Genomic DNA, 18,489 nt, shown 5'->3' on the forward strand with positions numbered 1-18,489 from the left:
TCGAGAGTGTAAGCCTAAACCATGTCCATCACCGTGCGTTACTTTGCCAGCCTGCGCGAGCGCGTCGGCCGCGCCGAGGATCAACTGGATGCCGACGGCAACGACACCGCCGGCGGCATCTGGGCCCGGGCCGTGCCCGAGCAAGCCATGCCCGACCGGGTGCTGATCGCCATCAACCAGGAATACGCCGATGCGGATCACCCGGTGCGCGACGGCGACGAGGTGGCCTTCTTCCCACCGGTCACGGGCGGCTGAGATGAGCGTCTCGCTACACCCCGAACCCTTCGACCCCTGGGCCCGCCTGGCGGCCCACCAGGCCCAGCTGCCCGCCGGCAGCTTCGGCGCCACCGCCGTGTTCGTGGGCACCATGCGGGATTTCAACGAGGGCGACGACGTGCGCGGCATGACCCTGGAGCACTATCCGGGCATGACCGAGAAGCACCTGGAAGGCATCGTCGCCGAGGCCCGCAGCCGCTGGCCCCTGGACGACTGCCTGATCGCCCACCGGGTCGGCCCCATCGAGCCGGGCGATCCCATCGTGCTCACCGCCGTCTGGTCCGCGCACCGCAAGGCCGCCTTCGAGGCCTGCCGTTACCTGATGGAAGAGCTCAAGCACCGCGCCCCGTTCTGGAAGCGCGAGACCCTCAAGGACGGGCAGGTGCGCTGGGTGGAGAAGAACACGGAAGGGTGAAAATCAAGTGGGAAGTTGGAATTGGGAAGTGCGAAGTTAACCCGAATGTTTCATGAATTCGCGCGATGATCGCGCAGGATATTGGCCGCACAGGGGATTTTCCGAGGGAGCGCCGTATCGGGCTATACGGCCGACTGAGGAAAATCCCCTGTGCGGACAAGAGACAAGCGAGGGCGTGCGCAATTCATGAAACATTCGGGTTAAGGGTCTTTCAATTCCGACTTCCCAATTCACACTTCCGACTTCCCTCATTGCAGTATCAGAAAGAACGCCCCCTCGTCCCGCCGGATGTTCAGCAGCAAGCGCTGGCCATTGCTGCCCACGGCGCGGCGCATCTCCTCCAGATTGCTCACCGGCTGACGGTTGACCGACAGGATCACATCCCCCTCCCGAAGACCCGCGCGCGCGGCGGGACTGCCGCTTTGCACACCGGTCACCAGGACCCCCTGCACGCGGCCGTGCAGGGGCGAGGCCTCGGTGATGTCGCTGAAACTCGCACCCTCCAGGCGACGGCTGAACTGCGCGCCCTCGGTGGTGGCGGCGCGGATCTCCGCCACCACGGCGGTGAGGGTGCGGCGGCGGTTGTCGCGCACCACCTCCAGCTTCACCTCGCTGCCCACCCGCAGCAGGCCGATGGCATTGCGCAGCTCCGTGGCATTGCGCACCCGGCGCTCGTTGACCCGCAGCACCACGTCGCCCTCCTTGAGCCCGGCGCGCTCGGCGGCGGAACCGGGCTCCACCTGGGCGATCACCGCGCCCTGGGTCTGGGAGATGCCGAAGGCCTGGGCCAGCTCCGGAGTCAGATCCTGCACCGTCACACCCAGGCGGCCGCGCCGCACCTCGCCGTGCGCCACCAGGTGCTCCTTGACCTGCAGGGCCATGTTCACGGGGATGGCAAAGCCGATGCCGATATTGCCGCCCGCCGGGGTCAGAATGGCGGTATTGATGCCCACCAGCTCGCCGCGCAGGTTCACCAGGGCGCCGCCGGAGTTGCCGGGGTTAATGGAGGCGTCCGTCTGGATGAAGTCCTCGTAGGACTCGATGCCGAGACCGCTGCGCCCCAGGGCGCTCACGATCCCGGAGGTCACCGTCTGACCCAGACCGAAGGGGTTGCCGATGGCCACCACGAAATCGCCCACCCGCAGGGCGTCGGAATCGGCCACCTTCACCGCGGTGAGGCTGTCACCCTGCACCTTGAGTACCGCCAGGTCCGTGGCCGGGTCGGTGCCCACCACCTCGGCGTCCAGACGCCGGCCGTCGTGCAGGGTGACCACGATCTCGTCGGCCCGCTGGATGACGTGGAAGTTGGTGATGATGTAGCCCTGCTCCGCGTCCAGGATCACGCCGGAGCCAAGTCCCTGGGTCTGGCGCTCACGGGGCTGCTGGGGCAGGTCGAAGAAGCGCCGGAAGAAGGGGTCCTCCATGAGCGGATTGCGCTCCACCACGCGCCCGCGGGTAGCGATGTTCACCACCGCGGGGATGGTACGATCCAGCATGGGGGCGAGCGAAGGCAGTGGCTCGCCGTCCACCTCCACCGGCAGGGTGGCCGAGGCCATGGGCGCCATGGCCAGCAGCAGGAGGCAGAGGAAAACGGTCAGGGTGTTTCGAAGTTTGAAATGCACGTGATACATGGGACCTCACCAGTCGATGACTCGCGGTTGATACCACCGAATGCCCCTGTGACTGCCCTGCGGCGGCGGAAGTTCACCGCTTGCTTTCGTTCTGCAACTCGCTGCGCTCCCGGCGGGTCTGCTCCATCTCCTTGGAGAGGAAATAACTCAGGGCGATACGGAATGAAAGATCTCCATGTCACTCCCCTGAACCGCATGCCGTTCGTCGGGTCGAACCGAAAAACCGGTCAAGAACTCCGGGCACTGGCCGACAACAAGCACAAACCGGCTGACATCACCCCATGGCCCCCATGACACATGCCAACCCCCAGCGCCCGCATCGCTGGCGCCAGATGGCCGCCCTGGCCCTCGTGCTGCCCTGGCTGGCGGGCACCGCCGTGGCCTTCTGGTGGTTTGAGCAGGGTCCGGGCAGCCCGCCTGTTCATGCCGCGCTGGCCAGCTTGGATGAGGCCCGGGTGGATGCCCTGACCCGGCAACTGCATAAAGACTCGGTTCAAGAAGGCATTCATCTGGTGCACTTCTGGGACCCCGCCTGCGCCTGCAGTCAGGCCAGCAGTGATCACCTGCACCGCATCCTCGCCGCCGAACCCGCACAGGACACCCGGATCACTGTGGTGGTGCCGGACGAGGGGAGCCTCGAACGGGCCCTGAGGCATTTCCGGCGCATCGACGGCCTGCAGGTGACGGTTGCCGATCCGGACACGGCCCCGCCGGCGAGCCCACTGGCCGCAGTCCTGTCGCCGGAGGGCAGCCTCGCGTATCTGGGCCCCTATCGCGCCAGCACCAGCTGTCGGCCCGCGGCCGACGGCCCGGTGGCCGACACCTTGCTCGATCTGCAGCGGGGCGAAGACCCGCGCCGCCTCAACCTGCTCGATACCGCCTGTTTCTGTGCCTGGCCCGAGACGCACCGTCGCACCTGACTCCGGAGAGACCCATGTCCGCCACCGAAAGCTTCAGCCTCCACAACCTGCACCGCCACGGCGATCTCATCATGGTCGCCGTGTGCTGGTTCCTGCTGGCACTCGCCCTGGCCCTGGCCGGATGGCACAGCACCTGGACCGCGGCCCTGGTCATCGGACTGCCCGCCGCCCTGGTGCCCACCGCCCTGCTGTGGCTGACCCCGGGCAGCCTGCTCAACCGCCTGGTCAACGCCACGGCGCTGATGGTGTTCTCGGCGCTGATCATTCACCAGAGCCGGGGCATGATCGAGATGCACTTCGCCATCTTCGTGCTACTGGCCTTCCTGCTCTACTACCGTGACTGGCTGCCCCTGGTGACCGCGGCGGCGGTGATCGCCGTGCACCACCTGGCCTTCAACTGGATGCAGGAGGCAAACCTGGGCGTGTACATATTCGAATGGCGCACCGGCCTGGACATCGTGTTCATCCACGCAGGATTCGTGGTGTTCGAGACCGCCCTGCTGGTGTACATGGCGGTGCTGCTCAGACGCGAGGCGGTGCAGTCGGAGGAACTGCACCTGATGGGTGGACACATGCGTGTGGATAACGGCATGGTCGACCTGACCTTCCGCAACCCGGCGGCACGCAGTCCGCTGGCCCGTGGGCTGAACGACTACGTGGCGGCCCTGCACGACGCCATCCGCCTGACCCGCTCCAGCAGCCACGAACTTTCCGAGACCGCCCAGGGCCTGGCCCAGGCGGCGGAGCGCACGGACCGGGCCGCCCGGGACCAGCAGGCCGAGACCCAGCAGATCGCCTCGGCCGTCACCGAGATGGAGGCCAGCGCACGGGAAGTGGCGCACAACGCCCAGGAGGCCGCCGCCGCCACCCGCGAGGCGGACACGCAGGCCCGCTCAGGCCGCGAGGAGATCGAGCGCACCGTGGCGGTGATCAACGAACTGGCGCGCCAGGTGGAGACCTCGGCCCGGGTGATCGACCAACTGGAACAGCAGAGCGACAAGGTGGGCGGCGTGCTGGAGGTGATCCAGTCCATCGCCGAGCAGACCAACCTGCTGGCGCTGAACGCCGCCATCGAGGCCGCGCGCGCCGGTGAACAGGGCCGGGGTTTCGCAGTGGTGGCCGACGAGGTGCGCACCCTGGCCTCGCGCACCCAGGATTCCACGCAGGAGATCCGCGCCATCATAGAGCAGCTCCAGGGTGGCGCACAGCAGGCCGCCCAGACCAGTCGGCAGGCCCGCGACCAGGCGGAACAGGGGGTCACGCGCATCGGTCAGGCGGGTCAGGCCCTGCGCGCCATCGCCGACGCCATCGGCCACATCAACGACATGAACATGCAGATCGCCAGCGCCGCCCAGCAGCAGACCCGGGTCACCGAGGCGATCGCCGAGAACGTCAATCAGGTGAGCGAGGCCTCTCTGAGCGCCGCGAACCAGGCCGCCGAGAGCCGTCGCGCCGTGGAACTCCTGCTGGGCCTGAGCCGGGAACTGGAAAAACGCATGGGGCAGTTCAAGACTGAGTAATTCAAAATTCAAGATTCAAAATTCAAAGGAGATTCGCGTCCAGGTTCCCTTTGAATTTTGAATCTTGAATTTTGAATCGCCTTCACCCCAGATGCGCCCTGGGATCGAAGGGCATCTCCTTCGCCATGCGCTCGTAGAACTTGCGCGCCGCCTCGCTGCTGGCCGGCGGGGTGTGGATCTGCAGGATCACATACTGGTCACCGGGTGGCTTGCCGGCCAAGCCCTTGCCCTTCAGACGCAGGCGCCGGCCCGACTGGGAACCCGGCGGGATCTTCAATTCCACGCGACCGCCCAGGGTGGGCACGTTGACCGTGGCGCCCAGGGCCGCCTCCCAGGGGGTCACCGGCAGGTCCAGGTGCAGGTCACGGCCCTCCACACGGAACCAGGGATGGGGACGGATGGCCACCTCCAGGAACAGGTCCCCCGAGGGACCGCCTCCGGCGCCGGGACCGCCCTGCCCCGCCAGGCGGATGCGCTGGCCCTCGGTCACGCCGGCCGGGATCTTCACCTGGAGCTTGCGGCCATTGCCCAGCTGCACCGGCATGGAGCCGCCGTGGGCGGCCTGCTCCAGGGTGATCTCGATGCGCGCGGTCTGGTCCGCGCCCCGGGCCTGGAAACCACCCCCGGGACGACGCCCACCGGCACGGCGCGCACCGCCGCCGAACAGGGTCTCGAAGAAATCGGAGAAGCCGGCCTCGTCGCCACCGAACCCCGGCCCCGCGCGACCGGCGCCAGGGCCCGCGCCGCGGAAGCCGCCGGAGAAGATGTCCTCCCAGCCCGGCGGCGGACGAAAGTCCTGACCCGACTTCCAGTTGGCGCCCAGGTCGTCGTAGGCACGGCGCTTGTCCGCGTCACCCAGCACCTCGTAGGCCTCGTTGATCTCCTTGAAGCGCTCCTCGGCGTTGGGTTCCTTGCTCACGTCCGGGTGGTACTTGCGCGCCAGCTTGCGATAGGACTTCTTGATCTCGTCCTGGGTCGCGGTCCGGGAGACACCCAACAGCTTGTAATAATCTTTGTATTCCATGATCCGTCTACGATAGCGCAAACGATTGCGCCGCGTGGGAACGCGGCGCAATCATGAACATGGGCTCCGTCCCGGCACGAACACCGGGACGGGAACCGACTCAGGCGAGATCAGCCCTCCACGGAGATGCGCCGGGGCTGCACGGTTTCCTGCTTGGGAATGCGCACCTCCAGCACACCGTTGACGCTCTTGGCGCTGATCTTCTCCGCATCCGCGGTGTCCGGCAGGGTGAAGCGGCGGTAGAAGGTGCCGCGTACCCGCTCCACGCGCTTGTAGTTCTCGCGCTCTTCCTTGGTCTCGGACTTGCGCTCGCCGCGGATGGTGAGCACGCCGTTCTCCATGTTCACCTCGATGTCCTTCGGGTCCACGCCGGGGATGTCCGCGTGGATCACGTAGGCATCCTTGTCCTCGCGGATGTCCACCGCCGGGGTCCAGTCGCTGGTGGCGGCGGACTCGCCCGCCTCGGCGCCCGGGTACAGGCGATCCAGTTCGCGGGTCAGCTGGTTGAGCAGGCTCCAGGGTTCGTAACGCATCATTGCCATGATATGACCTCCTATACGTCCGGGCCGCCACGGCGACACCGGGGGTTGTTCATCAGTGGTTCGCTGTTGTTCTCGACGATGGGGTCGGGCGAGAAGATTTCAAGCGCGTCGCACGCTCGAAAGATAGGACCGCGGGGACAGGTCGTCCTTGATCCAGATCAGTCTTTATAGACCAGCGCTGGAGAGGCGGGGGGATGATGCGCGGGGACGGCGAACAACAGCCTGCTAGAGTCGCTCCAGGCGCAGGAGCTTGTGGTTCTCGTCGGTGACCAGGCAGAAACTGCCGCTGATGCCCGTGGGCGTCACGTGACCGCGCAACGCCGAGGCGGGGAAGCGCACGCCGCGACCCTCGCGGTCCACGACGCGCACCGCCGTCGCTGCGCCCTGGTAGTAACGCAGGTATTCATCGCGGCTGATCTTCAGGTCGAAGTAGTAGCGGGGCACGGCTCACTCCACGTTCTGCACCTGCTCGCGCATCTGCTCGATGAGCACCTTCAGTTCCACCGCCGCCTTGGTGGTCTCCATGTCGCTGGACTTGGAGCCCAGGGTGTTGGCCTCGCGGTTGAACTCCTGCATGAGGAAGTCCAGACGCCGGCCCACCGGCTCGTCGCGCTCGAGGATCAGGGCCACTTCTTTCAGGTGTCCGTCCAGACGGTCCAGCTCCTCGTCCACGTCCAGGCGCTGGGCCTGCAGGGCCAGCTCCTGCTCCAGGCGGCCCGGCTCCATGTCCACGCCCAGGTCGGCGATGCGCGCGCGCCATTTCTCGCGCAGGGCCTCCACCACCTTTGGCCGGCGCTCGCGCACCTGGGCCACCAGTTCCGAGATCGCCTTGCAGCGGGTCTCCAGGGTCTCGCGCAGGCGAGCCCCTTCCCGGGCCCGAGTGGCGGCCAGTTCGTCCAGGGCGGCATCCAGCAGCGTCATGGCCTCGCCGTGCAGGGACTCCAGATCCGGGGCCGGTTCGCGCACCACCCCCGGCCAGCGCAGGATCTCCAGGGCCGTGATGCGTGCCGGGTTCATGACCCAGTGCTCCACCTGCCCGCACACCTCGATGAGCCTTTTCGCCAGGGGTTCGTTCACCTCCAGCCCCGCCTCGCCGCCGGCGGGTGCCTGGTGACGCAGGGACACCTCCACCTTGCCCCGCCCCAGCCGGGCCTGCACCCGCTCGCGCACCGCGTTCTCCAGGGCCCGGAAGGCCTCCGGCAGCCGCAGGCTCACCTCCAGGTAACGGTGATTCACGCTCTTCATCTCCCATGCAAGGGTGCCGTTGGGGGTTTCCGCTTCGGCGCGGGAGAAGCCGGTCATGCTATGAATCATGGAGAGATCCTTCGGACAAGTGGCAAGTGGCAAGTGGCAAGTGGCAAGTATAAAGCCCCAGACAACCACGCAAGGGGTTTCCCTTGCCACTTGAGACTAGCCACTTGCCACTTAGGCTATAATCCGCCCCCCGCACGCCCCCAAGGAGTTACCCATGCGACCCAGTGGCCGCCAGCCCGACCAACTGCGCGAAATCCGCTTCACCCGCCGGTTCACCAAGCACGCCGAAGGCTCGGTGCTGGTGGAGTTCGGCGATACCCGGGTGCTGTGCACCGCCAGCGTGGATGACCGCACGCCGCCCTGGCTGCGCAACAAGGGCAGCGGCTGGGTGACCGCCGAATACGGCATGCTGCCCCGCTCCACCCACGAGCGCATGGCCCGCGAGGCCGCCCGCGGCAAGCAGGGCGGGCGCACCCAGGAGATCCAGCGCCTGATCGGCCGCTCCCTGCGCGCCGCCGTGGACCTTGAAGGCCTGGGCGAACGCCAGATCACCGTCGACTGCGACGTGCTGCAGGCCGATGGCGGCACGCGCACCGCCTCCATCAGCGGCGGCTACGTGGCCCTGCACGACGCCATCACCCACCTGATGAAACAGGGCAAGCTCAAGCGCAACCCCCTGTTCGGCGCCGTCGCGTCGGTGTCCGTGGGCATCTACCAGGGCGTGCCGGTGCTGGACCTGGACTACGCCGAGGATTCCAACGCAGAGACCGACATGAACGTGGTGATGAACGACGCCAACGCCTTCATCGAGGTGCAGGGCACCGCCGAGGGCCACGCCTTCCGCATGGACGAACTCAACAGCATGCTGGCGCTGGCCCAGAGCGGCATCCAGGACATCATCGCCGCCCAGCGCGCGGCGCTGGAACAGGACTGAACTGACTTGAACTGAACTGAATGCCGCAGAGGCGCGGAGGCGAAGAAAGATCAAAGTTCATTGACAGGATGAACATGATTCACAGGATTTAAAGCACTTCTTTTGATGACTGATTTTTCATCATGTCAATCATGTTAATCCTGTCCGATCCTTTGATTTTCTCTGCGCCCCTGCGGCAAGTCACTGCAAAAGGCATACAACCATGAAGATCGTGCTGGCCACCGGTAACGCGGGCAAGGTGCGGGAGCTGTCGGAATTGCTCGCCGGCACCGGCATCACCATCCTGCCCCAGTCGGACTTCGGTGTGCCCGAGGCCGAGGAGAACGGGCTGAGCTTCGTCGAGAACGCCATCCTCAAGGCGCGCAACGCCGCCGCCCACACCGGCCTGCCCGCCATTGCCGACGACTCGGGCATCGAGGTGGACGCCCTCAACGGCGCCCCCGGCATCTACTCCGCCCGCTACGCCGGCCCCGGCGGCGACGCCGAGGCCAACAACCGCAAGCTGCTCAAGGCCCTGGAACACGTGGAGCCTTCCCAGCGCACGGCGCGGTTTCGCTGCGTGATGGTCTACCTGCGCCACGCCGACGACCCCTCGCCGGTGATCGCCGAGGGCAACTGGGAGGGCCGCATCGCCAGCGAGGCTCGGGGCCCGGGCGGCCACGGCTACGACCCCATCTTCGAGATCCCCGAACTGGAACTCACCGCCGCCGAGATCAGCCCGGCGGAAAAAAACCGCCGCAGCCATCGCGGGCAGGCGCTTCGGATCCTGCTGGAGCGGCTTCAGGGGCGCTGAAAAGACCAAAACCGTTTCTCTCGCAGAGGCGCAGAGACGCGGGGAAAAGATGATTGAATGGGTTTTCTTGGCGTCTTTGCGGCTTTGCGAGAGATCTGGTTTTTTCCAACGAATCTGCTCAAACAAAAACCCGATCCTCTCACGGAGACACGGGGGCACGGGGTTTTTTCTACAAGATTTTCCCCGCGTCTCCGCGCCTCCGCGAGAGAACAGCCTTTGACTTTACCCCGCCAGCTCAGGCCAGCGCCCGATACCCCAGCAGCACATCCACCGCCTGACCGGTGCTGCCGTCGGCGCGCTCGAAGCGGCCCACCTGGGCGATGAGGTCATCCTCGTTGAGCGCCTTCTCGGTGTTGACGTAGGCGAGATGGATGGCGCTCACGCCCGCGGTCTCCAGGGACTTCAGGTGCTGTGTGCCGTCGGCGTCCATGCGGAACAGGCGCAGCCGGTCGAACACCTCGTCACGGGCGTCGATGACGCCGTCGCCGTTGCTGTCGAAACGGGCCAGTTCGTCGAAGCCGTTGGCGGCACCGTGCTGGTCACCGAAGAGTTCACGCCCGTCGTCGATCACCCCGTTGCCGTTGCGGTCCAGGGCCAGGAACCAGGAATTGCCCGACACGAAGCTCACCTGCTCCTTGCGGCCATCGCCGGTGATGTCGAAGGCCACGCCCTCATCCACCCCGGTGGTCGTCACGCCCTCGCCGCCCAGGTCCAGCACCAGGGGGTCGGCCCGCTGGGGCTGGTCCTGGATGTTCAGGCTGACACTGAAACTCTCCTGGCGGAAGGCCTCGAAACGGATGCGGAACTCGCCGGTGACGGCATTGCCCTCCACCTCCACGCTGATGAAGGTGGTGCGCTCGAAACGCATGTCCAGCTCCAGGCCCGCCGTACCCTGGACCGCAGCACCCTGGGCCGGCGGAGCGGACTCGACCACGGGTTCGATATTGCCTGCCGCCTGCTTCGACGCCTCGGCCGGGGCCTTGTCGTCGTCACCGATGCGGAAGGTGCGCTTGATGATCTGGAAGTCCGTGTCCTGCTCCAGGCGCGCCTTGACCTCTTCCAGCACCCGCACCTGTTCCGCCTCGGGCGGCTCGGCGGGCACCCGTCCCGGCGGCACCGCCGGGACGGCCGGGGTGGCCCGCTGACCGGGACCGTTGGGCTGGGCGGGGATGGCCGGGGTGGCGCGCAGCGGCGCATTGGTAAGGGCGGCAAGCATGTTTCGGGTCCTGCGTAGGGGATACCTGAACCAGAATATCGGCCGACAACCGCAAACCTTGAATCCGAACGTAGGTCGGCCTTCAGGCCGACGAACCAGGCTCCGATGAACAGCGGCGTCGGCCTGAAGGCCGACCTGCGGGCCCTGTCAGAAGGGCTTTCAACTTCCCACTTCCCCATTCACACTTCGCACTTCCATTCCCAACCTCCCCTTCCCGCCCCATGCTCCTGCCCCCCCTGAGCCTCTACATCCACCTCCCCTGGTGCGTGCGCAAGTGCCCCTACTGCGACTTCAACTCCCATGAGGCCCGGGAGGCGGTGCCCGAGGCGGCCTACGTGGATGCCCTGCTGGCGGACCTGGAATCTGAGCTGCCCCGGGTCTGGGGGCGGCGCCTGGAGTCGGTGTTCCTGGGGGGCGGCACGCCGAGCCTGTTCTCGCCGGAGGCCCTGGACCACTTGTTCTCGGCACTGCGTGCGCGCCTGCCCTGGCGGCCGGACATGGAGGTGACTCTGGAGGCGAACCCGGGCACCACGGACGCGGGCCGGTTCCGGGGTTACCGGGAGGCGGGGGTCAACCGGCTGTCCATCGGCGTGCAGAGCTTCGATGACGACCAGCTCAGGCAGCTGGGGCGCATCCACGGCGCCCGGGAGGCGCGGGCGGCCTTTGAGGCGGCCCGCTCGGCGGGCTTTGAGAACATCAACATCGACCTGATGTTCGGCCTGCCGGGGCAGACCGTGGCCGGCGCGCTCAAGGACCTCGCCGAGGGCCTGGCCCTGGGTCCGGAGCACCTGTCCTGGTACCAGCTCACCCTGGAGCCCAACACCCGCTTCGCCGCCCACCCCCCCGTGCTGCCCGAGGAGGACACCCTCTGGGACATGCACACGGCCGGTCAGGCGCATCTGGCCGAGGCCGGCTATACTCAGTACGAGGTCTCCGCCTACGCCCGCGCCGGCCGCCCCTGCCGCCACAACCTCAACTACTGGGAGTTCGGCGACTACCTGGGGATCGGCGCCGGGGCCCACGGCAAGATCTCGCTGCCGGCGGAAGGCCGCATCCTGCGGCGCTGGAAACACCGCCAGCCCCGGCAGTACATGGAGACGGCCCGCTCGGGCGAGGCCGCCAGCGGCGAACACACCCTCACACGGGAGGAGACGGTGTTCGAATTCATGCTCAATGCCATGCGGCTCAACCAGGGCGTGCCCCTGGCGCTGTTCACCGAGCGCACCGGGCTCTCCCCCGAGGCCCTGGAGCCCATGCGCGGCGAGGCCGTGGCACGGGGCCTGCTCACCGCTGACCCCGAACGCCTGGAACCCACCGAACTGGGCCGGCGTTTCCTCAACGACCTGCAGGCCCTGTTCCTGCCCGACGGCGATGCAGCCCCTTGAGTTCGTCAGCCTGATCTGCCCCCACTGCGGCGCGGGCTTCGACACCGAGGTGGACCTCACCACCCTGCCCGCCAGCTACGTGGAAGACTGCCAGACCTGCTGCGCCCCCATCCTGATCACCGCCACCGTGGACGGCGGTGGCATCGCCATCCACGCCCGTCGCGAGAACGACTGAACGATGACGTCGGATTACACCCCGATCTCCTGCGAGCTCTACAGCGAATACGAACTGGCCATCATGCGTGGCCGGACCCTGAAGGTGAGATGGAAGGACCGCTACGGCATGGACCGGGTGGAGACCCTCAGGCCCACGGATCTGCGCACCCGCCGGCACGCGGAATTCATGATCGCCCGCAATCAGCTGGGACAGCGGCGGGTGTTGCGCCTGGATCGGATCGTTATGAAGGAAGAAATGTGAATTGGGAAGTACGAATGAAAAGCCCTTAACTTCGCGCTTCGCAGTTCACACTTCCTACTTCCCAATTCCTACTTCGCCCTTCCGCTTGCCGAACAGGTCGTGTTCTGACGCCGCCGTGATCTCCACGTCCACGAACTGTCCGGCCTCGAGCCCCTCGCCGTCCTCGATCACCACCACGCCGTCGATCTCCGGCGCATCGGCGCTGGAACGGGCGATGATCGCACCGTCCTCGTCCTCGCCGTCCACCAGCACCGTGAGCGTCCGGCCCACCTTGGACTGGAGCCGGTCGGCGCTGATGGCCGCCTGCACCTCCATGAAGCGCTCCAGGCGCTCGGCCTTCACCTCCTCCGGCACCGGGTCCGGCAGGGCGTTGGCGGCGGCGCCCTCCACCGGCGAGTAGGCGAAACAGCCCACCCGGTCCAGCTGCGCCTCCTTGATGAACGCCAGCAGTTCCTCGAATTCGTCCTCGGTCTCGCCGGGGAAGCCGACGATGAAGGTGCTGCGCAGGGTGATGTCGGGGCAGATCTCGCGCCAGGCACGGATGCGCTCCAGGGCCTTCTCCGAGGCGGCGGGACGGCGCATGGCCTTGAGCACCCGGGGACTGCCGTGCTGCAGGGGCACGTCCAGGTAGGGCAGCAGCTTGCCCTCGGCCATGAGCGGGATGAGCTGGTCCACGTGGGGGTAGGGGTAGACATAGTGCAGGCGCACCCAGACCCCCAGGCTGCCCAGGGCCTCGGCCAGCTGCTGGATGTGAGTGCGCAGGGGCCGGCCCTGCCAGAAACCGGTGCGGTATTTCACGTCCACGCCGTAGGCGCTGGTGTCCTGGGAGACGATCAGCAGTTCCTTCACGCCGGCGGCCACCAGGTTCTCCGCCTCCTGCATCACCTCGCCCACCGGGCGGCTCACCAGGTCGCCCCGGAACTGGGGGATGATGCAGAAGGTACAGCGGTGATTGCAGCCCTCGGAGATCTTCAGGTAGGCGTAGTGGCGCGGGGTGAGCTTCACGCCGCCCAGGGGCACTAGGCTCTCGAAGGGGGCATGGGACGGGGGCAGGTGGCGGTGCACCTCGGCCATCACCGCCTCGTAGGCGTGGGGACCGGTGATGGCCAGCACCCCGGGGTGGGCGTCACGCACCTTGTCCGCCTCGGCGCCCAGGCAGCCGGTGACGATCACCCGGCCGTTCTCGGTGAGCGCCTCGCCGATGGCCTCCAGGGACTCCTCCACCGCCGCGTCGATGAAGCCGCAGGTGTTGACCACCACCAGGTCGGCGTCCTCGTAGCTGGGCGAGATCCCGTAGCCCTCGGCCCGCAACTGGGTGAGGATGCGCTCGGAATCCACCAGGGCCTTGGGGCAGCCCAGGCTGACGAAACCCACGCGCCCGCCGCAAGCCACCTGTTCAGACGATTTGCTCATGCACCGACCTCGACAAAATCCTGACGTTTATGCACATCAATGGGGCAGACAATTCGGCCGATGACCGGTTGATGAAAATGATGACAGCCCCCGCGCAGGGAATGCTAATAAAGCAAGCATTTCAGACACTTAAATAATTGGCTATTTTTTAACCGATCCAACAGCCCCCCTGATCCGGCAAGCCCCGGGACCTGTTGACCCCATTTCTTCCACAAAGTTATCCACAGGTTTTGTGGAAAACCCCTGAAGCGCTTGGGGGACAAGCACTTACCCGGACAAGCTGCACGCGGGGGCATGACTCTGGGGCAGCGCAGCATAGTGCCCGGCACCGGTCCTGTGAAGCCCTGACCCCTTGCCCCCGGGGTCCGGATTCAGTATATTGCGCCTCTTTTCCTTGCCAGACATGGTTTTGAGGACGCTTCCATGAAGCCCGATATTCATCCCGATTACCACGAAGTCGCCGTGACCTGCAGCTGCGGCAACAATTTCAAGACCCGCTCCACCTACCAGGGTTCGGAGCTCAACGTGGAAGTGTGCTCTGCCTGCCATCCGTTCTTCACCGGCAAGCAGAAGATCATGGACACCGCCGGTCAGGTGGACAAGTTCCGTCGCCGCTACGGCATGTAATACCCGCTCATGGTTCTCGCTCGAACCATGCAAGGGGCGCACGCACGGTGCGCCCTTTTTTTTGCCGTCCTGTTCGCCGCGCTCCTGCTGGCGACAACCCCCGCCCTCGCCCAGCTGCCGGAGAGCTGCCTGCCCCCGGGCCAGGACCACGGGAAGGCGCGGGTGGACTTCGTCTATGACGGCGACACCGTCAGGCTGGTGGACGGGCGGCGCATCCGCCTGATCGGCCTGGACACGCCGGAGTTCCACCACCGGGACGAGCGGCGCGAGGCTGAGCCCTATGCGGAGGAGGCCCGCCAGGCCCTCATGGACCTGCTCGCCGAGCACGGTCAGCAGGTGCTCGTCGTCCACGACCGGCAGCGCCACGACCGCTACCAGCGCACCCTCGCCCATCTCTACACACCCGACGGCCGGAGCATCACCGCCCTGATGCTGCAGCAGGGCCTCGGCACCCGCCTGACCATCCCGCCCAACGACTGGAACCTGGACTGTTACCGGGACGCGGAACGGGAGGCCGGCATCGCCCAGCGGGGTATCTGGTCCCTGAGCCACAACAGCCTGTTCGAGGCCTCGGAGCTGCCCCGGGACGCCACCGGCTTCCGGCGCGTGGAAGGCCGCGTGACACGCATCGGCGAAAGCAGCCGGGCGATCTGGATCAACCTGGAAGGCGACGTGGCCCTGCGCATCGACCGGGAAGACCTGCAATTTTTCCCGGATCTGGATGTCACAAGCCTCATGGATGCGCGGGTACGGGGACGCGGCTACGTCTATAATCATCGCGGCCAGCTGCGCATCCGCCTGCGACACGCGGCAGACCTCGAGATCCTCGCCGTGAACGGATCCTGAGCCCCGGCACACGGCAGCCGCCCCGATCACCCACACCTGATCACGAAGCACCGCCATGACAAAGCGCACCCTCAGTCTCCTGCTGATCCTCCTGGGCCTGGTCAGTCTGTTCATGGCCGGCTGTGCCACCAACCCGGTCACCGGCCGCCAGCAGCTCATGCTGGTCCCCGAAAGCCAGGCCATCTCCGCCTCCCGCCAGGCCTATGCCCAGATGCTCGCCCCCATCCGCGAGGAGGGCCGGCTCAACAGCGACCCGGCGGTGAAGGCACGCATCGACCGCATCACCGGCCGCGTGGTGGCCCAGGCCATCGCCTACCGTCCCGAGACCCGCAACTGGGAGTGGGAGATGCAGGTGATCGACAACGACGTACCCAACGCCTTCGCCATGGCCGGCGGCAAGATGGGCATCTACACCGGGATGATCACCAAGCTCAACGCCACCGATGACGAGCTGGCCCAGGTGATCGCCCACGAGGTGGCCCACGCCCTGTCCGCGCACACCGCCGAGAAGATGTCCGTGGCACTGGCCACCAACCTGGCGGTGGCCGGCTTCGCCCTGTCCGGCGAACGTTCCCAGGTGGCCATGACCGGCGCGGTGCTGGCCGCGGCCCTGGCCGTGCAGCTGCCCAACAGCCGCCAGATGGAGCGCGAGGCCGACGTGATCGGCATCGAGCTGGCCGCCCGGGCCGGTTATGACCCCCAGGCCGCCGTGACCCTGTGGCAGAAGATGGCTGCCATGGGCAACGGCAGCCCGCCTGCGTTCCTGAGCACCCACCCAAGTTCAGACGCCCGTATTCGCTATCTGAGCGAACTGGCGGTGAAGATGCAGCCCCTCTACGAGGAGGCCCGTGCCGGCACCCCGCCCAGCCACCCGGTCATGTGAATCCTCACACCCGACACACCACACCCGATAACCGATAACAAAACACCATGCCCAAGAAGAACCTGAACGAACGCGCCCTCGACTACCACGCAGCAGCTCCCGCCGGAAAGATCGGCATCACCGTCACCAAGCCCACCGAGACCCAGGACGACCTGATCCTCGCCTACACCCCGGGCGTGGCCGAACCGGTGCGCCGCATCCACAAGAACCCCGAGGACGCCTACCGCTACACCGCCAAGGGCAACCTGGTGGCGGTGATCACCGACGGCACCGCGGTGCTCGGCCTGGGCAACATGGGGGCCCTGGCCAGCAAGCCTGTGATGGAGGGCAAGGCGGTGTTGTTCAAGCGCTTCGCCGGCATCGACGTGTTCGACATCGAGGTCAACGCCCCCGAGCCCGAGGACTTCATCAACACCGTGGCGCGCATCGCCGGCGGCTTCGGCGGCATCAACCTGGAAGACATCGCCGCGCCCCACTGCTTCGAGATCGAGCGCCGCCTCTCCGAGCGCCTGGACATCCCGGTGTTCCACGACGACCAGCACGGCACCGCCATCATCGCCGCCGCCGGCCTGCTCAACGCCCTGGAACTGCAGGGCAAGAGCCTGGAGGAGGCGCGCATCGTGTGCCTGGGCGCCGGCGCCGCCGGCATCGCCTCCATGCGCCTGCTGCTGGCCCTGGGGGCCCGCAAGCAGAACATCTTCATGGTGGACCGCAAGGGCGTGATCCACACCCGCCGCGAGGACCTCAACGAGTACAAGCTGATCTTCGCCAACGACACCGAGGCGCGCACCCTGGCCGATGCCTGCGCGGGCGCCGACGTGTTCGTAGGTGTCTCCGGCCCGGACCTGTTCACCCCGGACATGCTGCGCTCCATGGCCGAGAAGCCCATCGTGTTCGCCCTCTCCAACCCGGACCCGGAGATCCTGCCCGAGCTGGCCCACAAGACCCGCTCCGACCTGATCATGGCCACCGGGCGCAGCGACTACCCCAACCAGGTGAACAACGTGCTGGGCTTCCCCTACATCTTCCGGGGCGCCCTGGACGTGCGCGCGCGCACCATCAACGAGGCCATGCAGATCGCCGCGGTGCACGCCCTGGCGCGCCTGACCCGGGAGCCGGTGCCCAAGTCGGTGCTGGACGCCTACGGCCTCAAGCACCTGGAATTCGGCCCCGAGTACATCATTCCCAAGCCCCTGGACAGCCGCCTGATCGAGGTGGTGCCCCCCGCCGTGGCCCGTGCCGCAGTGGACACCGGCGTGGCGCGCATCACCCCCTAGCCCAGAAATACCGATCCTCTCACGGAGACACGGAGGCACGGAGGTGTTGAAATCTTTGCCTTTCTCCGAGTCCCCGTGGCTCCGTGAGAGGATCGACTTTTGCTTCATCCTTCATCCTTCCCGGGTACCGGTCACCGGCGTTATGTGTCTACACTTAGGTGAGGCCCAAAACCACGGGAGACCCCCATGGAAAAGATAGCGATCATCGGCGCCGGCCGGGTCGGCGAATCCACCGCGCAGTTCCTGGCCAAGAACGACACCTGTCGTGAACTGGTCCTGCTGGACGTCAGGGAAGGGGCGGCGGAAGGCGCGGCCCTGGACATCCAGGAGACCGCGCCCCTGTTCGGTTTCGACACCCGCCTCAAGGGCGGCACCGATGCCGCCATCCTCAGCGGCGCCGAGCTGGTGGTGATCACCGCCGGCATCCCCCGCAAGCCCGGCATGTCGCGCTCCGACGTGCTGGACACCAACGTGGCGATCCTGGACAAGCTCGTGGACGGGATCATGGAACACGCCCCGGATGCCATGCTGCTGCTGGTCTCCAACCCCGTGGACGTGCTCACCTACCGGGCCTGGCAGCGCACCGGCTGGCCGCGCAACCGGGTGTTCGGCCAGGCGGGCGTGCTGGATTCCTCGCGCATGGCCTCCTTCGTCGCCCTGGAGACCGGGCTCTCGGTCAATGACATCAACGCCATGGTGCTGGGCGGGCACGGCGATTCCATGGTGCCCATGCTGCGCTACTCCACCATCAACGGCATCCCGGTGCGCCATTTCCTGTCCGAGGAGGCCATCGCGCGCATCGTCGAGCGCACCCGCCACGGCGGCGCCGAGATCCTGGCCCTGAAACAGACCTCCAGCGCCTACGACGCCCCGGCCGCGGCCATCGCCGCCATGGTAGACGCCATCGCCCTGGACCGTAAGCGCGTGCTGCCTACCGTGGCCCTGTTGGAGGGCGAATACGGCGAGCGCGACGTGGCCATGGGCGTGCCCTGCATCCTGGGCCGCAACGGCGTGGAGTCGGTGATTGAACTGCCCCTGGAGCCCAGCGAGCGCAAGGAATTCGATCAATCCCTGGCCGGCGTGCGCAACGACATCAACCGGCTCAAATAGGCCCC

The 18,489-nt window shown here is 66.8% G+C and carries 21 protein-coding genes; 14 read left to right on the forward strand and 7 right to left on the reverse strand.

Going from position 1 to position 18,489, the window contains the following annotated elements:
• The first annotated feature begins 21 nt into the window (after positions 1–21).
• Entirely contained in the window at positions 22–255 is a 234-nt protein-coding gene (moaD, locus tag D580_RS0101630; RefSeq protein WP_018952696.1) for a molybdopterin converting factor subunit 1, read from the forward strand.
• Position 256: 1 nt separating this feature from the next.
• Positions 257–691 (forward strand): molybdenum cofactor biosynthesis protein MoaE, encoded by a 435-nt coding sequence (locus tag D580_RS0101635; RefSeq protein ID WP_018952697.1) that lies wholly within the window; start codon positions 257–259, stop codon positions 689–691.
• A 248-nt stretch (positions 692–939) separates the two neighbouring features.
• On the opposite strand, the gene D580_RS0101640 is transcribed toward D580_RS0101635, so the two are convergent.
• A complete protein-coding gene (locus tag D580_RS0101640) occupies positions 940–2,322 on the reverse strand; it encodes a DegQ family serine endoprotease (RefSeq protein WP_018952698.1) in 1,383 nt (460 codons plus the stop codon).
• 281 nt (positions 2,323–2,603) lie between these two features.
• Between D580_RS0101640 and D580_RS0101645 the strand changes: the two genes are divergently transcribed.
• The gene (locus D580_RS0101645) at positions 2,604–3,242 is read left to right on the forward strand and encodes a DUF6436 domain-containing protein (RefSeq protein ID WP_018952699.1); all 639 of its coding nucleotides are present in this window, start codon (positions 2,604–2,606) and stop codon (positions 3,240–3,242) included.
• Positions 3,243–3,256: 14 nt separating this feature from the next.
• Positions 3,257–4,762, forward strand: coding sequence for a methyl-accepting chemotaxis protein (locus D580_RS0101650; RefSeq protein WP_018952700.1), 1,506 nt, complete (start codon positions 3,257–3,259; stop codon positions 4,760–4,762).
• 82 nt (positions 4,763–4,844) lie between these two features.
• Here D580_RS0101650 and D580_RS0101655 read toward each other — a convergent pair whose 3' ends face one another.
• The 4 genes from D580_RS0101655 to D580_RS0101670 form a co-directional block, all read right to left on the reverse strand.
• Entirely contained in the window at positions 4,845–5,786 is a 942-nt protein-coding gene (locus tag D580_RS0101655) for a DnaJ C-terminal domain-containing protein (RefSeq protein ID WP_018952701.1), read from the reverse strand.
• A gap of 110 nt (positions 5,787–5,896) precedes the next feature.
• Complete coding sequence (locus D580_RS0101660) at positions 5,897–6,328, reverse strand: Hsp20/alpha crystallin family protein (protein WP_026289602.1); 432 nt, start codon at positions 6,326–6,328, stop codon at positions 5,897–5,899.
• Between the two features lie 225 nt (positions 6,329–6,553).
• Positions 6,554–6,772: a DUF2835 domain-containing protein gene (locus D580_RS0101665; protein WP_018952703.1), complete on the reverse strand. Its 219-nt coding sequence runs from the start codon at positions 6,770–6,772 to the stop codon at positions 6,554–6,556.
• 3 nt (positions 6,773–6,775) lie between these two features.
• Positions 6,776–7,642: a YicC/YloC family endoribonuclease gene (locus tag D580_RS0101670; protein ID WP_026289603.1), complete on the reverse strand. Its 867-nt coding sequence runs from the start codon at positions 7,640–7,642 to the stop codon at positions 6,776–6,778.
• Between the two features lie 154 nt (positions 7,643–7,796).
• On the opposite strand from D580_RS0101670, the gene rph reads away from it, so the two are divergent.
• Together rph and rdgB are read left to right on the forward strand one after the other, a co-directional pair.
• A complete protein-coding gene (gene rph, locus D580_RS0101675) occupies positions 7,797–8,516 on the forward strand; it encodes a ribonuclease PH (RefSeq protein WP_018952705.1) in 720 nt (239 codons plus the stop codon).
• A gap of 202 nt (positions 8,517–8,718) precedes the next feature.
• Positions 8,719–9,309 carry an RdgB/HAM1 family non-canonical purine NTP pyrophosphatase gene (gene rdgB / locus D580_RS0101680; protein WP_018952706.1) on the forward strand — a complete coding sequence of 197 codons (591 nt, stop codon included), beginning with the start codon at positions 8,719–8,721 and terminating at the stop codon, positions 9,307–9,309.
• Positions 9,310–9,544: 235 nt separating this feature from the next.
• On the opposite strand, the gene D580_RS0101685 is transcribed toward rdgB, so the two are convergent.
• Entirely contained in the window at positions 9,545–10,525 is a 981-nt protein-coding gene (locus tag D580_RS0101685; protein ID WP_018952707.1) for a hypothetical protein, read from the reverse strand.
• Positions 10,526–10,746: 221 nt separating this feature from the next.
• On the opposite strand from D580_RS0101685, the gene hemW reads away from it, so the two are divergent.
• The 3 genes from hemW to D580_RS0101700 are packed head-to-tail and all read left to right on the forward strand — an operon-like array spanning position 10,747 to position 12,328.
• Positions 10,747–11,910 carry a radical SAM family heme chaperone HemW gene (hemW, locus tag D580_RS0101690; protein ID WP_018952708.1) on the forward strand — a complete coding sequence of 388 codons (1,164 nt, stop codon included), beginning with the start codon at positions 10,747–10,749 and terminating at the stop codon, positions 11,908–11,910.
• Positions 11,897–12,085 carry a CPXCG motif-containing cysteine-rich protein gene (locus D580_RS0101695; protein ID WP_012639499.1) on the forward strand — a complete coding sequence of 63 codons (189 nt, stop codon included), beginning with the start codon at positions 11,897–11,899 and terminating at the stop codon, positions 12,083–12,085. The genes hemW and D580_RS0101695 overlap by 14 nt, the downstream gene beginning before the upstream one ends.
• Positions 12,086–12,088: 3 nt before the next feature.
• Positions 12,089–12,328: a transcriptional antiterminator, Rof gene (locus tag D580_RS0101700; protein WP_018952709.1), complete on the forward strand. Its 240-nt coding sequence runs from the start codon at positions 12,089–12,091 to the stop codon at positions 12,326–12,328.
• A gap of 54 nt (positions 12,329–12,382) precedes the next feature.
• Here the strand turns inward: D580_RS0101700 and rimO are convergent, their stop codons facing one another.
• On the reverse strand, positions 12,383–13,741 hold the full coding sequence (gene rimO / locus D580_RS0101705) for a 30S ribosomal protein S12 methylthiotransferase RimO (protein WP_026289604.1): 1,359 nt from the start codon (positions 13,739–13,741) through the stop codon (positions 12,383–12,385).
• Between the two features lie 423 nt (positions 13,742–14,164).
• Here rimO and rpmE point away from each other — a divergent pair, with 423 nt between their 5' ends.
• The 5 genes from rpmE to mdh all read left to right on the forward strand — a co-directional run bounded on the left by rpmE (position 14,165) and on the right by mdh (position 18,484).
• Positions 14,165–14,368: a 50S ribosomal protein L31 gene (gene rpmE / locus D580_RS0101710; RefSeq protein ID WP_012639502.1), complete on the forward strand. Its 204-nt coding sequence runs from the start codon at positions 14,165–14,167 to the stop codon at positions 14,366–14,368.
• A gap of 27 nt (positions 14,369–14,395) precedes the next feature.
• The gene (locus tag D580_RS0101715; RefSeq protein ID WP_018952711.1) at positions 14,396–15,214 is read left to right on the forward strand and encodes a thermonuclease family protein; all 819 of its coding nucleotides are present in this window, start codon (positions 14,396–14,398) and stop codon (positions 15,212–15,214) included.
• A gap of 55 nt (positions 15,215–15,269) precedes the next feature.
• Positions 15,270–16,097 carry a M48 family metallopeptidase gene (locus D580_RS0101720; protein ID WP_018952712.1) on the forward strand — a complete coding sequence of 276 codons (828 nt, stop codon included), beginning with the start codon at positions 15,270–15,272 and terminating at the stop codon, positions 16,095–16,097.
• A 47-nt stretch (positions 16,098–16,144) separates the two neighbouring features.
• Positions 16,145–17,374 carry a malic enzyme-like NAD(P)-binding protein gene (locus D580_RS0101725; protein WP_018952713.1) on the forward strand — a complete coding sequence of 410 codons (1,230 nt, stop codon included), beginning with the start codon at positions 16,145–16,147 and terminating at the stop codon, positions 17,372–17,374.
• Positions 17,375–17,560: 186 nt separating this feature from the next.
• Positions 17,561–18,484 (forward strand): malate dehydrogenase, encoded by a 924-nt coding sequence (gene mdh / locus D580_RS0101730; protein WP_018952714.1) that lies wholly within the window; start codon positions 17,561–17,563, stop codon positions 18,482–18,484.
• Positions 18,485–18,489: the final 5 nt, after the last annotated feature.

The organism is Thioalkalivibrio sulfidiphilus (genome assembly GCF_000377945.1).
GTDB classification, from domain to species: Bacteria; Pseudomonadota; Gammaproteobacteria; order Ectothiorhodospirales; family Ectothiorhodospiraceae; genus Thioalkalivibrio_A; species Thioalkalivibrio_A sulfidiphilus_A.

What these genes read in the sequence shown, in the direction of transcription:
- D580_RS0101700 (WP_018952709.1), top strand. Translation starts at nt 12,089, where the DNA reads ATGACGTCGGATTACACCCCGATCTCCTGCGAGCTCTACAGCGAATAC.
- D580_RS0101645 (WP_018952699.1), top strand. Translation starts at nt 2,604, where the DNA reads ATGGCCCCCATGACACATGCCAACCCCCAGCGCCCGCATCGCTGGCGC.
- rdgB (WP_018952706.1), top strand. Translation starts at nt 8,719, where the DNA reads ATGAAGATCGTGCTGGCCACCGGTAACGCGGGCAAGGTGCGGGAGCTG.
- D580_RS0101650 (WP_018952700.1), top strand. Translation starts at nt 3,257, where the DNA reads ATGTCCGCCACCGAAAGCTTCAGCCTCCACAACCTGCACCGCCACGGC.
- D580_RS0101660 (WP_026289602.1), bottom strand. Translation starts at nt 6,328, where the DNA reads ATGGCAATGATGCGTTACGAACCCTGGAGCCTGCTCAACCAGCTGACC.
- rpmE (WP_012639502.1), top strand. Translation starts at nt 14,165, where the DNA reads ATGAAGCCCGATATTCATCCCGATTACCACGAAGTCGCCGTGACCTGC.
- D580_RS0101670 (WP_026289603.1), bottom strand. Translation starts at nt 7,642, where the DNA reads ATGATTCATAGCATGACCGGCTTCTCCCGCGCCGAAGCGGAAACCCCC.
- D580_RS0101655 (WP_018952701.1), bottom strand. Translation starts at nt 5,786, where the DNA reads ATGGAATACAAAGATTATTACAAGCTGTTGGGTGTCTCCCGGACCGCG.
- D580_RS0101695 (WP_012639499.1), top strand. Translation starts at nt 11,897, where the DNA reads ATGCAGCCCCTTGAGTTCGTCAGCCTGATCTGCCCCCACTGCGGCGCG.
- rimO (WP_026289604.1), bottom strand. Translation starts at nt 13,741, where the DNA reads ATGAGCAAATCGTCTGAACAGGTGGCTTGCGGCGGGCGCGTGGGTTTC.
- D580_RS0101685 (WP_018952707.1), bottom strand. Translation starts at nt 10,525, where the DNA reads ATGCTTGCCGCCCTTACCAATGCGCCGCTGCGCGCCACCCCGGCCATC.
- rph (WP_018952705.1), top strand. Translation starts at nt 7,797, where the DNA reads ATGCGACCCAGTGGCCGCCAGCCCGACCAACTGCGCGAAATCCGCTTC.
- D580_RS0101720 (WP_018952712.1), top strand. Translation starts at nt 15,270, where the DNA reads ATGACAAAGCGCACCCTCAGTCTCCTGCTGATCCTCCTGGGCCTGGTC.
- D580_RS0101635 (WP_018952697.1), top strand. Translation starts at nt 257, where the DNA reads ATGAGCGTCTCGCTACACCCCGAACCCTTCGACCCCTGGGCCCGCCTG.
- D580_RS0101640 (WP_018952698.1), bottom strand. Translation starts at nt 2,322, where the DNA reads ATGTATCACGTGCATTTCAAACTTCGAAACACCCTGACCGTTTTCCTC.
- D580_RS0101725 (WP_018952713.1), top strand. Translation starts at nt 16,145, where the DNA reads ATGCCCAAGAAGAACCTGAACGAACGCGCCCTCGACTACCACGCAGCA.
- hemW (WP_018952708.1), top strand. Translation starts at nt 10,747, where the DNA reads ATGCTCCTGCCCCCCCTGAGCCTCTACATCCACCTCCCCTGGTGCGTG.
- D580_RS0101715 (WP_018952711.1), top strand. Translation starts at nt 14,396, where the DNA reads ATGCAAGGGGCGCACGCACGGTGCGCCCTTTTTTTTGCCGTCCTGTTC.
- mdh (WP_018952714.1), top strand. Translation starts at nt 17,561, where the DNA reads ATGGAAAAGATAGCGATCATCGGCGCCGGCCGGGTCGGCGAATCCACC.
- moaD (WP_018952696.1), top strand. Translation starts at nt 22, where the DNA reads ATGTCCATCACCGTGCGTTACTTTGCCAGCCTGCGCGAGCGCGTCGGC.